Raw genomic sequence first — 12,456 nt, 5'->3', positions numbered from 1 at the left:
CCCTCTAACCCTTAATAAGACTTTAAACTGCCCCAATTATTTCAAAAAGGGGGGAAAAGCACAATCTTCAAAAACAAAAAGCACGTTCGTTTTTGAACGTGCTTTAACCGTTATAATATTTGACGGCCACACTTCCCCTGGTTGAACGTTCTCCCTTAACCTGCTTTAGCGTCGCCACTATAAGAAAGCTGACAATCACTAATAAGAGCCATGAACTCACTTTTCCTAGATGAACAAGACTCCAGGCATCGGCTTGGTTTGGATATTCCCAGGCTCCAAAGAAGGTGGCGATATTTTCAGCAATCCATATAAAAAATCCGATGAGGACAAAAGAAAGCGCGAGTGGCATACGGTAATGGGTGCCTTTCACCTCGTACTTAACCCATGATGGCCAAAACACAATAATGACAAGTCCAGATAACCACCATCGCACATCCACCCAAAAATGGTGGGTGAAAAAGTTCAGATAAATGGCGGCTGCAAGCGGCACCACTACCCAAAATGGCGGCCACTTCATCAGTTCAACCTTCAATCTCCTCCACGCCTGGCAAAGATAACTCGCTACACTTGCGTACATGAATCCACTATATAAAGGGACTCCGAAAATTTTTGAATATCCTTCTTCCGGATACGACCAGGAGCCCATATGCACCTTGTAAATCTCAAGAGCAAGTCCAATCAAGTGAAACAATGTAATCACCTTCAGTTCATCCAGGGTTTCAAGTCCCGCACGTACCATCCACCACTGCATCAGAAGGAAAATGATGAGCAGCCAGTCATACCGTGGCAGGATGGGAAGAGGTATGATTTGTGTCAACGCCAGGGAGGCAAAAATAACGACAGGAAACAAACAGGATAAGGCCTGCTCCCAGCCAAAATGAACGAGTTGTTTTAGTGCATTCATGATTGGTGCCTCCAAAGTTTTTATCAGAATATATGGAAGTCGTGCTGTTATGTAAAGAAGGCATTCGAACACCTCCTATTTAGGATTATTCACGAGAGTCTTCCTCGTGTTTGTACTCCAAAATATCCCCAGGCTGGCATTCTAATGCCTTGCAAATCGCTTCTAAGGTTGAAAAACGAATCGCTTTCGCCTTTCCATTTTTCAGTATAGAAAGATTAGCCATCGTTATTCCGACCCTCTCCGAAAGCTCTGTCACGCTCATTTTCCTTTTAGCCAGCATTACATCAATATTGATTATAATCGCCATGTTATTCACCTCAGACCGTTAAATCATTTTCCGATTTTATATCTATGGCACTCTTTAACAGCTTTTGAAGAACCGCCGCAAAGACTGTAACCACCAGACAGCCAAAAATAATGACCATTCCGATTAAGATAATACCTGGGGCATCGTCTACCTCTGCCATGAGATATAAGAGGGGCATAAATACAACATATAAGGCACTAATGATGATGGCACAGTATTTGATATTCTTCAAAGCTCTTACCGATAATTCCGAGAAAGCTTCATTCTTGTCAATATAGCTTAAAAGTTTAAAGGTCTGGTTCAAGGCAGCGAAAAATACGATCGCTGTTACATACAACCCGATTAAAAAGGGATATTGCAAAAAATCTAAACTTGGATTTAATTCTGCAAAAAATTCAGCGATCCCAGGTAACAAAAATATACACAAAGCAAGAACGGGGATTGCCATAAGAAACACTACGATCTTTAAGAAGAGAGTTTCCCGTTTCATAAAAAAGCACCTCACTTAGTTATTGTTCATTATGATTATATGACATTATTTATCGCTTAACAATAAATAATTGTTGTTTTAATAAATATATTTATTGATAAAGAATTAATTCGTTGAAGAGAAAAATAAAAAGCATTCCTCATTTTTGAGAAATGCTCAGCTTGTTTTTCTCTCTTGTTCTATTGGCTTCTTCCCGGGGTTAAGCTCTTAAAAATGCAAGGAACCAAGTGAAAGGTCAACTGATGCTTGAAACACACCTTTAAAGGCATTCAATTTCTGAAACGAAACATTTATGTAGTTCGTTTTCTTTTTCAGAAATCCGAGCCACCTTTTGAGTGTCTGCCTCTTTTACCTTTAAACTTATTGAATCATTCTTCAGGAAGTAATAAAATTTTACCCAGCTTTCCTTTATTTTTAAAATAAACTTGAGCTTCTTTTGCTTTTTCTAAAGGAAAAGTCTTATCAATGACTGGCTTTATTTTCCCTTCAGAAATCGCTTTAAGCATATCTTTAAACTCTGCCCTCGTGCCTAACACAGATCCATACATGGTAATATGTTTTAAATACAACGTTCTAAAATCAAGATTTGTCTTCTGGCCGCCAGCAGATCCTGAAATACAGAACTTGCCGCCTTTCTTCAGAACCTGAAGAGATGTCGCGAACAAAGCATCTCCTACAACATCCAGCACAGAATCGACTGGTCCACCATTCATTTCTAAAATTTCTTCTGCAAGGCTGTCGGATTTATAGGATAGTACATGGGCAGCTCCTAATTCTTTCATTTTTTCCTCACCATTTAAGTCGCCGATAACCGCAATAACCTTAGCCCCAAAGACCTTAGAAGCAATTTGAACATTTAAAGATCCAACTCCCCCATTTGCTCCTGTTACTATAACCGTCTCTCCAGGCTGCACTTGAATTTGTTTGACCATATGCCAAGCCGTTAACCCGCTTACTGAGAAAACCGCACTTTCTGAATAACTGGCGAGGGGCATATCAAAACAAAGATCAGCAGGCCAGACCACATATTCAGCATAGCCCCCGTCGTATTCTGAGCCTATAAAAGACATATCCTCAGAAATATGTTCGAATCCTTCTTTTCCAATAGACGTAAAAGGGAATAAAACAACATCTTTCCCCATCATAGATTCCTCTACTTGATCTCCAACTTTTACTATTTCCCCTGTTATGTCCGACCCAGGTGTACGTGGAAACTGGACTCCTTCTGGCCGCCACCCTGATTTAGAGCCGGTACCGTAGGCCCCTTCTCTCATCCAGATTTCCGTATTATTAATTGCACAAGCCTTGACCTTTACGAGTACTTCCTTTTCTTTAGGTTCAGGTATTGGTGTTTCCACTAGTTCTAACTTATCAACATCCCCATATCCTGTTACTTGTACTGCTCTCATAAAGTCGTCCCCTTTCTTTTATTTATATCTTTTTTATTAATCTGTTCAGTGTTCAGAAAAGAGCCAAATTCCTTCTTTATTATGCCTCTTCTTTCTATTTTCATCATATACTGTTTTGCATCATAAGTTAAGATTCAAACTGCATAAATAAATCGTACGAACTTTAAGCCTATAAAATCCAGAAAGAGCTGGATTTAAGTCTTCCCCATTTCTTTATGGCCCATTTAAAAACAAAAAAGACAAACCCTTTATTACGGATTTGCCCTAAAAACCGCGATGTTGATTTAACGAAAAAAACGCCAAAGAGTAAGATTAACCTCCTATATAAACACTTGCACATGTTCCAGCTGCTGGTTCATAATAACAATGATTTTTAAACTGACCGGAAAAAGGCTGACCGTACCATGTTGGAGGACATGGAGCATATGGATTGAAATACCAAAGAGCATATTTCGCTGGGTGTTCTCTCCAATACTCCAAATTTTGTCTTGCTAATCTTTTCTCTACAGATCTCGCCCTGTTGTAAAAAACATTCCCCTTTTGAACAGCTTCAAAGGAATAATTGTTTCCCTGCACTTGAAAAATGACTTGTGGAATGGTTCTTACATCTCTAAAGTCTAAACAATCCGCTTTCGCCCGATTAACAATGACATTTCCGACATACAACATTCCTTGTTTTCCTTCACCTTCAGCTTCCGCTCTCATCATCCTGGCCATTAAGGCAACGTCTGAATCTGTATACTTTACTCTTGGCATATTTTCACCCCAAATATATTGTATGAAAAAAGCCTGCATTCATGTCATTAAATAATTAATGATCGGTTCCAAAGCTATCCTCCCCCATCAAGTAATGGAGCTGTATTTCCCCTGTTTATATCGCTGTCTCCTCACTCTTCAGCATGCTCTTGCTTTTATATTACTAACAATATATCATTTGGAAAAATTAATAACTCCTTAACTTAATGGACCTTAATTCCTTGCTCTGTTAAATCATGATCTATTTGTTTGTTCATTTAGTGATTAGTACCATTGACCTCGTTTTCATCTGGATGATAATGGGAATCATCACAGTGAATTCTAGTTTAAAGGAGGAATTTAAATGAAAAAATTTTATTCCCTCACCTTAATCTTAGTTCTTGGGCTGATATTAGGTTCCTGTGGGACTGACGAAACACCAGAAGAGTCAGCAGATGAACCTGCAGAGGAGAATGCTGGTGAGAATACGGAAGAAAATGCTGATGAAGGAGAAGGTAATGAACTAAGCGCCGGAGTGGATTCGGTCATTCAATCCGTTGAGGAATTGGGGACCAACTTAGAAGAGGACGCTGACGTCAACACAATCAATGAACAGGGAGAAGCCCTTGAGGAAGGTTGGGACCAAATTGAAAAAGATGTGGAAGAACAGTATCCTGATCGATATACGGAAACGGAGGAAAGCCTTTATCCCCTAATTGATGAAGCTAAAAAGGATGAACCTGATGTAGAGAAAATGAAGGAATGGGTGCAGTCGACTTCAGATAGTTTAAATCAACTGAAACAAGAAGTTGACTCAGAAGGATAAATATCGTGATCCAATTGCAGCCTGCAGCTGATGCGGTACAGTAACCTTATTTTGATATACTCACATCTCTATTGTTTAAATAATTAAGGCGTTGCCCTTTAGTTGAGGGCAACGCCTTTTTATTGCGGGTGAACCATGTTCACTGCTTTAATCACCCTGTCCATTACCTTTAGAAAAAGCGAGCTCAGCAGATGATCAGAGCTCGCTTTTTATTATTGAATTCTTTCCAAATCTATTTTTGCTGCTGTTTAACTTTTAAATTAAGCTAGTCCCTAAGTCCTCTTCTAAATTCTCCTGCATAAACAATATCTTTTCCGGGAAACAGCCCAATACAATTTTTTTGTATAACCAGCTTCTAACCACAAAGAGGTGAAAAATATGGCTTTTGTATTTCTTTTGTTTGCCGTTCTCGGCGAAGTTTTTGGCAGTACGATGTTAAAGCTGTCAGATGGTTTTCGTAAACTGCCGGCCACCCTTGGAGTAGTCGCCGGCTACGGGGCTGCGTTTTATTTATTATCGCTGTCTTTAAAGACCCTGGCGCTTGGAACAGTGTACGCGTTATGGGCCGGGCTTGGGACGGCACTGACGGCAGCTATTGGGATTTGGATATTTAAAGAAAAAATGAACGTTCAAAAAGCACTCGGTCTGGCTGTGATTATTATGGGCGTGATTTTGCTGAATGTATCCGGCGGCCATTAGATGGGAGGATGATTTTTATGAATCGATTTATGATATTAGCGATTGCCATTACGGCTGAAGTATTTGCCACGGCGATGCTGAAGGTGTCTGACGGCTTCAGTGTTTTGCTGCCGTCGATTGGAGTCGTGGCCGGTTATCTCTTCTCCTTTTATCTGCTGTCGCTGGCATTAAGGATAATCCCGTTAAGTCTGGCGTATGCGATTTGGTCTGGTGCTGGTGCAGCGCTTAGTGTTATGATTGGGATTTTCTTTTGGGGAGAAGCGATGGACCTGCTGAAATTCTCTGGGATCGCGTTGATCGTTGCCGGGATTGTGCTTCTGAATTCATCGAAGGCTCCAGTAACGGAAGAGAAAAGGGCAGTATCCAACAATTAAAAAAGTCCTGAATTTCTGCTGTTAAAGTTCAGGACGGTGACTCTTATTGATTTTTCGTTTTTCACCTATTCGGCTACCGTTACCTGCGCTGGATATTATCCCTTAACGAATCACTGTTCTCTTTTTCCGTCTCATTTTCAAACTATCTAGTAAAACATAGCCAAAAACAACACCTGCAACCGCTGCTATCGGTGTATCCGTATTCACCAGCGTCCCTCCAAATGGAAGGATGTGGCCAAAAGGAGTATAGAAATAAAGAATCAGCATCTGAGAGATGTAGAGTGCTGGTCCTCCAATAGCTAGAAGCTTGATCCAATCGAAGCCCAACCTCGTCGTTCCTCTTATTTCTATAATTAATTTCGGCAGACGCATCAGGACTCCAATAATTACAGGGAAAATTGCAGTTAAGATAGTAAAAACATGGATCGGAGCTTCAAAGCTCATGTTTTCTTTTATGTCCAGGGGGATTTTATATCCGTAGAAGACTAAAGCACTTATGAAAATAGTCATAAATAAATAACCTAAGAATCTTTTCATTTCCTTCACCACCGTTACTTAAATTGTTCCATTAGAATAAGGTATGACTGGTGCCGCGTAATTGTTTCCAATACAAAAAAAGGACAAGCAGCTAAAGCTGCTTGCCCTTTTCTTCGTTATTTCCTTCGTATTCCGATTGTCCGGCCTGCCTGGTCTGGTGCTTCGTAAGCGCTGTCGTTTTGATAGATTTCAGCAATGGCAGCGGCGACAAGTTCAGGAAATGGTGCACCGCGTCCCTCGTTTTGATCAATGCCCATCAGCATTTCTTCTAATGTAGCGACGACTTCACCTGCTTGATTTTTCATAGATAGAAAGAGATGCATGCGCTTCGCATCGTAATCAAGGATCTGCGGGACGATTTCGAACTGAGCTCCTTCTTTCATTTCCTGCAGGTAGCAAGTATGAGTCTCTAAAGTAAAGACTGTATACTTCCACGCAGTGCGCGCTTCTTCATGAAGTCCGATGTAATCAATAAAAGCATCGGTCGCCTGGCTAAAGGCACGGTTGTATTCGGCGTCATTCATGTGGCCGTTATAGTCTACCCACTCTGAAGGCACGGATTTAATAAATGGAAAGGGTGCGTTCATGTGAATCCTCCTTATACCTCATTAGAACAGCCTCTAAGCTAGTTGAATCCAGGGGTGAACCTGGCCATTAATATTGTATCGTAGTATTTTCCGTCAGACAGCTGTTTGTCCTTTTTTAACGTTCCTTCCACTTCAAACCCAAGACTTTTATAAAGCTGTACCGCTTTTTCATTCGTTTCAAGCACACTCAATGTTATCTTCTTTATATTAGCGGAGTCAGCCCAGCTGATCGCTTCTTTTAACAAGTTCTTTCCTATTCCGTATCCCCAGAAATCCTTCAACACGCCAACCCCAAACTCTACTTTATGTGCGGTTCTTCTCAAGTGATTACCTTCACACCTTGCAAAGCCAGCAATTCTTCCATCAACTTCTGCTGCTAAAAATAAATGGTTTATTGTCTCTGTATCACGTCTGATGATTTCTTTAAATCCTTGTTCGTCTATGTAAGCTTCTCCTTTTTCTCTGTCTAAATTTTCGGTTTCCCCGTCGATTAGCAGTCTTATCTCGGAAATGCTTTTTGCATCTGCTTCTTCTGCGGATCGGAGAATATAAGATAAGTGACGTACTTTATACTCTTTTGGCTTGATTTTCATATTGCTCTCTCCTCTTACACCTTTATCCCGGCTCCGCATAATGGAATCATCACTTTTTCCTCAGATGAGCGATTATATTTTAAATAGCCTGCATAGTTAGCCGCTGTTGTCGGCTCTACATAAAAGCCTTTGTCTGCTAATGCTGCACGCGCCTTGTCGATCTCCTGCTCATTTGCTGTAATGATCTCCCCGTTTGTCTCATGGATTACCTCTAAGATTTGAGCGCCTCTTGCCGGCTTGGCAATCGCTATTCCTTCCGCCAGTGTGCCCAGGTTTTGGACGGGTTCTGCCCGCTTCTTTTGGCTTTTGAAGGCCTGGGCCAGCGGTGCACAATTTTCTGCTTGGATCGCGACAAAGTTCGGCATTTTGTGGATCAGCCTGTTGTCCAGCAGCTCTTTAAATCCAAAGTAAGCGCCAAGCAGCAAAGTACCGTTTCCAACAGGAAGGATGAGGGTATCCGGTGCATCATTCAGCTGCTCCCAAATTTCGTAAGCGTATGTTTTTGTGCCTTCATAGAAAAAGGGATTATACACATGGCTGGCATAAAATTTCCCTTCCTCCAAAACTGCCCTTTGTGCCGCTTCTGCCACATCTTCTCGTGAGCCGTCCACTTCCCGGACATTCGCGCCATGAGCTTTCACCTGAGCGATTTTCTTAGGGGACGTCCCTTTTCCAAGAAAAATTTCGCAAGCTATATTCGCCCGCTTTGCATAAGCGGCAATGGATGTCCCGGCATTCCCGCTGCTGTCGGCGATAACATTTTTCACTCCCCACTCCTTGGCTTTGGCTATCAACACAGCTGCCCCGCGGTCTTTAAAGGATAAAGTGGGCATCATATAATCAACTTTCACCTGAACATTTGGGTTTTGAGGATCTAGAGGAATTAAAGGTGTGCCGCCTTCTCCCATCGTGATCTCTTTCAAGGTGTCCGATTGAACGGGCATGGCCTCCATATACCGGCACATAGAAGGCGTACTCTCGCGAATTTCAGTCCTAGCAAAAGAAACCTTTTCTTTTACAAGGTTTAGTACGCCGCCACACGTGCACTTCCAGATGTGTGCTGTGACATCATATGTTATTCCACAAAAATGACATTGGTACTGCTCGTTCATTTACAACACCTGCCCCGAGTATGATTATAAATAAAACTATCACTCCCTTATGGCAAGAGGCAACTACAATTTTCCTTTTTATCACCAATTGTTAGAATTATATAATGAAGGGCTCCTTAGTGTGCAGCCTTCTGGTGTGCTTTATCAGAATGGAGGTTAATAATTTGCTGATTAAACAATCACTAAACTCGGAATCCGGCTTCATTTTTTTGTTTTCTGCTTCAACAATTTTAAAATGTAAAAATTACCCTCTTACGCATAACATAAAGAGTACTCCTTAAGAGTTGCTTCAATGTGTGAAAACTGGCAGGATTCGGTATACTATGAAGTACATAGTGAAGGCGGTGAATGGGAAGATGAATGAGTTAGTGGAACGCTTTGAACTGGCTTTTAACCAGATTCATCAACACTTAAAGGAATTAAATAATTATCCAAAAAACGATAACTTCGTAGAGCTGTTAAACCGTTCGCAGGATCATAGTGTGATTAAGGAGCATATCGACCGGCTGAAGCAGTATGCGAAGCTGCGTAATGCGATCATTCATGAGAAGGTGCGTGAGGATTTCTACATCGCGTACCCGCATGAGGAGGTCGTTGAGGAGATTGAGCGTATTAAACAAACGTTTGACCAACCTCCCCTAGCCCTTGATATTGCTACAACTCCGGTGATGTTCTTCTATTATGACTCCGGGCTGCTTGAGGTGATGGCTGAGTTCCGTGAGCGTGGGGTTTCGCAGTTTCCTATTTATGATCGTACAAATGGGAAGTTTCTCGGACTGCTGACGGATACGGGGATTGTGCGGTATATCAGCTGCCGTCTGGATAATGCCGGCCAGGTATCTGTGGAAGGCGTGACGGTCGGTGATGTTTTAGAAGGTGAAGACGTATATGAGATCAAGTTCTTACCGGAGACGGCGACAGTGTTTGATGTCGAGAATCTGTTTGAGCGCAGCCACCAGGAAGGCCGCAAGCTTAAGTCGATTGTCGTCAATGAAGACGGACGTCCGCAAAGCCCTCCGATTGGAATCGTGACGGCGTGGGATTTAATAAAAGGCAATGAACAGGCGGCTTTAGGAAATGAAGGATAAGCAGCGCACGGTGAAAGATTTCTTTTCCTATATTCGAGCCGGGCTGCCGGCGAAATGGCTCGTTGCCGTTGCGCTTGTATTGAGCCTGCTTGAAACAGCAGCCAGCTTAGTTGTTCCATTGTTTACCCGCGATCTTGTCGATCAGCTGGCGGGCGGAGGAATCAGTACCGGGCTGATCGTCTTTTTGGCAGTTACATTTGTGATTCAGACCGTATCGGGCGGGTTTTCCTACTATATCCTGGCGTACATCGGCGAGCATATCGTATCCTATATCCGACGCAGCTTATGGGCCCATATCTTAAGACTGCCGGTTGGCTATTTTGACGACCATGAATCCGGGGAGACGATGAGCCGGATTACGCAGGATACGACCACTGTGAAAAACTTAATCACGAACCACCTCGTTTCATTTGTAACGGGTGTGATTACGATTATCGGGGCTGTTGTGATTCTACTGACGATTGACTGGCGGATGACACTGATTATGCTTTCTAGTGTGCCTGTCGCTCTGTTCGTTTTAATGCCTCTTGGGCGGATTATGTACCGCGTGTCGAAACGCCTGCAGGATGAGATGGCTGATTTCAGTGCGAATCTTGGCAGAGTGTTAAGCGAAATTCGACTAGTCAAATCTTCGAATGCGGAAGATGCCGAAACAACTAAGGGTGCGCGCGGAATCGGACAGCTTTTTACATATGGATTAAGAGAAGCACGTATTCAGGCGATCATCTCCCCTTTTGTGACGTCCATTATTATGGTCGTGCTCGTTGTTTTGATCGGCTACGGCGGGGTTCGCGTGGCATCTGGGGCGTTAAGTGCCGGCTCGCTCGTTGCCGTGATTATTTACGTTTTCCAAATCATCGTGCCGTTTAGCCAGATGGCAACGTTCTTCACCGCTTTTCAAAAAGCGATGGGAGCGACGGAACGGATCCAGTACATTCACAGCCTGTCTGTAGAACGATCGGCGGCTGGCGGAGATTTTGCCAATGAAGGGTTACGGTTTCATGACGTGTCGTTCAGCTATAAGGGATCAGAGCGCGTAATTTTAAAAGGGGTGAGCTTTACTGTGCTTCCGGGTGAGACGGTGGCGCTTGTTGGACCGAGCGGCGCTGGGAAAACGACGGTCTTCTCGCTGATTGAGCGGTTTTATCAGCCGACGGACGGTGAAATAACGATCGGCGGTGAGACGCTCGAGACGGTCGGCCTTCACAAATGGCGGCGGTCGATCGGCTATGTATCCCAGGACAGCCCCGTGATGTCAGGAACGATACGCGATAACATCTGCTACGGTTTGAATGAAGAAGTGGATGATCTGAGGGTAGAGGCGGCTCTTCGGCAGGCGAATGCTTATGATTTTGTCATGAAGCTTGAAGACGGACTCGATACTTGGGTCGGCGAGCGCGGCATTAAGCTCTCCGGCGGCCAGCGCCAGCGGATTGCGATTGCCCGCGCGCTGCTTCGCGATCCTGAGATTTTATTATTGGATGAAGCGACTTCGAACCTCGATTCAGAGTCAGAAGCTGCCGTGCAGGAAGCTTTGCGGGCATTGATGGAAGGACGGACAACGCTAGTAATCGCCCACCGCCTGTCGACCGTAGCGGATGCCGATCAGCTGCTGATGCTTGAGGATGGGATGATTACCGGGATAGGCAGCCATGAAAGGCTGTATGCCGAGAATTACCGTTATCGTGAGCTTGTCGATCAGCAGATGCTTTAAGGGGTTAATGAAAAGGAATCTGTTCAACTTCTGATAAATTTTATTAAAGACTCCTGCGTAAAAAAAGACCGCTCGTTTGTGAGCGGTCTTTTTGATTATTTTACTGTTTCAGAAGGTGCGGATTCGGTTCCATCAAAGTAGACAGTGGTCACATAATACGATTGTCCTTTTGCCTCATCAGCCGTGAAGGACTTCCGTTCATGGGCGGAAATGCTTGCTGCATGCTCGAAGTTCTCTCCATCACTCGATTGATAGACGCGGTATCCGGCAACTCCTTCCACTCTCACCGCATGCCACGTCAGGAATAAACCGTTGACTTCTACATTCGTCGGGGGCTTTATATCAAAGCCTTCTTTCACTTCTTCTTCAGGCTCTTCTTTAAGCTCTGTATAGACGACCAATCGTTCCTCGTGGGTTCCTTTTTCCCTGTTAAAGGTCCCTGTGCATGTAATCAGATTAAGGTTCTTCGAGTCGGTCCGTCCAAAAACTTCGTCAATCGGGGCATCGTTATACGAATAGCTTTCCATTCTCTTAACGGTATAGGTCAGCTCTGTTCCTTCCTCATCCGTTACGATGATTTCATCTCCTTTTTCCAGCTGATCGAGATAGAAGAAGACGGCTGGCCCTGTTTTACTGTCGACGTGGCCGGCGAAGACGGAATTCCCTGTTTGTCCCGGCTTCGTTCCTGGTTCAAACCAGCCGACCGACTCTGTTCCGTCAGGCACACCCATTTGTCCGTTTTCCAGGATGCCGACTTTTTCAATCGGGGCATCGACGTCAAGGGACGGGATTTTTACATTGGAGGGGATGATGCCTTCCTCTTTCTTTCTCTCATCCTGGAATTTTTCCAAGATTTCTTTATCACTGAGTACCGTAAATTCTTCGTCAAGCGGCAGATCTGATGGCTTGAGTTCAGATGGCGGGGTCAGCTCCTCGCTTGCTGTAGAAAGCTCGCCTCTCTGGCTTTCCCCGGTTTCGGGCTGTATCCAGCTTGCCCACACATCCGTGCTGTAAATGGCGAGCAGAAGGGCAACTAAGCCTACTGCTGTAAAATAGATTTTCCACTTCATTGCCCTTCTCT

General features: G+C 43.7%; 15 protein-coding genes. 5 read left to right on the top strand and 10 right to left on the bottom strand.

Annotated features, from left to right (window positions below; genetic code table 11):
* Positions 1-103: 103 nt before the first annotated feature.
* The 5 genes from HUS26_RS19155 to HUS26_RS19135 form a co-directional block, all read right to left on the bottom strand.
* Positions 104-904 (bottom strand): DUF817 domain-containing protein, encoded by an 801-nt coding sequence (locus HUS26_RS19155; protein ID WP_173918629.1) that lies wholly within the window; start codon positions 902-904, stop codon positions 104-106.
* Between the two features lie 85 nt (positions 905-989).
* Positions 990-1,211, bottom strand: coding sequence for a helix-turn-helix transcriptional regulator (locus HUS26_RS19150; protein WP_173918628.1), 222 nt, complete (start codon positions 1,209-1,211; stop codon positions 990-992).
* A gap of 10 nt (positions 1,212-1,221) precedes the next feature.
* Entirely contained in the window at positions 1,222-1,701 is a 480-nt protein-coding gene (locus tag HUS26_RS19145; protein WP_173918627.1) for a DUF2975 domain-containing protein, read from the bottom strand.
* 368 nt (positions 1,702-2,069) lie between these two features.
* Positions 2,070-3,110, bottom strand: a complete 1,041-nt coding sequence (locus HUS26_RS19140; protein ID WP_173918626.1) for a zinc-binding dehydrogenase — start codon at positions 3,108-3,110, stop codon at positions 2,070-2,072.
* A 312-nt stretch (positions 3,111-3,422) separates the two neighbouring features.
* Positions 3,423-3,866: a cell wall hydrolase gene (locus HUS26_RS19135; protein ID WP_173918625.1), complete on the bottom strand. Its 444-nt coding sequence runs from the start codon at positions 3,864-3,866 to the stop codon at positions 3,423-3,425.
* Positions 3,867-4,209: 343 nt separating this feature from the next.
* Between HUS26_RS19135 and HUS26_RS19130 the strand changes: the two genes are divergently transcribed.
* From HUS26_RS19130 to HUS26_RS19120, 3 genes are all read left to right on the top strand, one after another.
* On the top strand, positions 4,210-4,671 hold the full coding sequence (locus HUS26_RS19130) for a hypothetical protein (RefSeq protein WP_173918624.1): 462 nt from the start codon (positions 4,210-4,212) through the stop codon (positions 4,669-4,671).
* Positions 4,672-5,049: 378 nt separating this feature from the next.
* Entirely contained in the window at positions 5,050-5,370 is a 321-nt protein-coding gene (locus tag HUS26_RS19125) for a multidrug efflux SMR transporter (RefSeq protein WP_173918623.1), read from the top strand.
* Between the two features lie 17 nt (positions 5,371-5,387).
* Positions 5,388-5,744, top strand: a complete 357-nt coding sequence (locus HUS26_RS19120; RefSeq protein WP_173918622.1) for a multidrug efflux SMR transporter — start codon at positions 5,388-5,390, stop codon at positions 5,742-5,744.
* A 102-nt stretch (positions 5,745-5,846) separates the two neighbouring features.
* Here HUS26_RS19120 and HUS26_RS19115 read toward each other — a convergent pair whose 3' ends face one another.
* From HUS26_RS19115 to HUS26_RS19100, 4 genes are all read right to left on the bottom strand, one after another.
* Positions 5,847-6,281, bottom strand: coding sequence for a hypothetical protein (locus tag HUS26_RS19115; protein WP_173918621.1), 435 nt, complete (start codon positions 6,279-6,281; stop codon positions 5,847-5,849).
* A gap of 116 nt (positions 6,282-6,397) precedes the next feature.
* A complete protein-coding gene (locus HUS26_RS19110; RefSeq protein ID WP_173918620.1) occupies positions 6,398-6,868 on the bottom strand; it encodes a thioesterase family protein in 471 nt (156 codons plus the stop codon).
* Between the two features lie 38 nt (positions 6,869-6,906).
* Positions 6,907-7,461 carry a GNAT family N-acetyltransferase gene (locus HUS26_RS19105; protein WP_173918619.1) on the bottom strand — a complete coding sequence of 185 codons (555 nt, stop codon included), beginning with the start codon at positions 7,459-7,461 and terminating at the stop codon, positions 6,907-6,909.
* Positions 7,462-7,475: 14 nt separating this feature from the next.
* Positions 7,476-8,573, bottom strand: a complete 1,098-nt coding sequence (locus tag HUS26_RS19100) for a threonine synthase (protein ID WP_173918618.1) — start codon at positions 8,571-8,573, stop codon at positions 7,476-7,478.
* A gap of 323 nt (positions 8,574-8,896) precedes the next feature.
* Here HUS26_RS19100 and HUS26_RS19095 point away from each other — a divergent pair, with 323 nt between their 5' ends.
* Positions 8,897-9,661, top strand: a complete 765-nt coding sequence (locus tag HUS26_RS19095) for a CBS domain-containing protein (RefSeq protein WP_254434250.1) — start codon at positions 8,897-8,899, stop codon at positions 9,659-9,661.
* Entirely contained in the window at positions 9,651-11,375 is a 1,725-nt protein-coding gene (locus HUS26_RS19090; RefSeq protein WP_173918617.1) for an ABC transporter ATP-binding protein, read from the top strand. Before HUS26_RS19095 ends, HUS26_RS19090 begins: the two co-directional genes overlap by 11 nt.
* Positions 11,376-11,470: 95 nt before the next feature.
* Here HUS26_RS19090 and HUS26_RS19085 read toward each other — a convergent pair whose 3' ends face one another.
* Positions 11,471-12,445, bottom strand: a complete 975-nt coding sequence (locus HUS26_RS19085; protein WP_173918616.1) for a class F sortase — start codon at positions 12,443-12,445, stop codon at positions 11,471-11,473.
* Positions 12,446-12,456 lie beyond the last annotated feature (11 nt).

Origin of the sequence: Halobacillus sp. Marseille-Q1614 (assembly GCF_902809865.1) — a bacterium.
Lineage (GTDB): Bacteria > Bacillota > Bacilli > Bacillales > Halobacillaceae > Halobacillus_A.
The sequence above is the reverse complement of the archived record's forward strand: the minus strand, read 5'-3'. Positions and strand labels throughout refer to the sequence as shown.

Coding starts and splice junctions, on each gene's coding strand:
- HUS26_RS19095 (WP_254434250.1), top strand. CDS start 8,897: ATGAAGTACATAGTGAAGGCGGTGAATGGGAAGATGAATGAGTTAGTG.
- HUS26_RS19155 (WP_173918629.1), bottom strand. CDS start 904: ATGAATGCACTAAAACAACTCGTTCATTTTGGCTGGGAGCAGGCCTTA.
- HUS26_RS19130 (WP_173918624.1), top strand. CDS start 4,210: ATGAAAAAATTTTATTCCCTCACCTTAATCTTAGTTCTTGGGCTGATA.
- HUS26_RS19085 (WP_173918616.1), bottom strand. CDS start 12,445: ATGAAGTGGAAAATCTATTTTACAGCAGTAGGCTTAGTTGCCCTTCTG.
- HUS26_RS19110 (WP_173918620.1), bottom strand. CDS start 6,868: ATGAACGCACCCTTTCCATTTATTAAATCCGTGCCTTCAGAGTGGGTA.
- HUS26_RS19090 (WP_173918617.1), top strand. CDS start 9,651: ATGAAGGATAAGCAGCGCACGGTGAAAGATTTCTTTTCCTATATTCGA.
- HUS26_RS19135 (WP_173918625.1), bottom strand. CDS start 3,866: ATGCCAAGAGTAAAGTATACAGATTCAGACGTTGCCTTAATGGCCAGG.
- HUS26_RS19120 (WP_173918622.1), top strand. CDS start 5,388: ATGAATCGATTTATGATATTAGCGATTGCCATTACGGCTGAAGTATTT.
- HUS26_RS19140 (WP_173918626.1), bottom strand. CDS start 3,110: ATGAGAGCAGTACAAGTAACAGGATATGGGGATGTTGATAAGTTAGAA.
- HUS26_RS19125 (WP_173918623.1), top strand. CDS start 5,050: ATGGCTTTTGTATTTCTTTTGTTTGCCGTTCTCGGCGAAGTTTTTGGC.
- HUS26_RS19100 (WP_173918618.1), bottom strand. CDS start 8,573: ATGAACGAGCAGTACCAATGTCATTTTTGTGGAATAACATATGATGTC.
- HUS26_RS19115 (WP_173918621.1), bottom strand. CDS start 6,281: ATGAAAAGATTCTTAGGTTATTTATTTATGACTATTTTCATAAGTGCT.
- HUS26_RS19150 (WP_173918628.1), bottom strand. CDS start 1,211: ATGGCGATTATAATCAATATTGATGTAATGCTGGCTAAAAGGAAAATG.
- HUS26_RS19105 (WP_173918619.1), bottom strand. CDS start 7,461: ATGAAAATCAAGCCAAAAGAGTATAAAGTACGTCACTTATCTTATATT.
- HUS26_RS19145 (WP_173918627.1), bottom strand. CDS start 1,701: ATGAAACGGGAAACTCTCTTCTTAAAGATCGTAGTGTTTCTTATGGCA.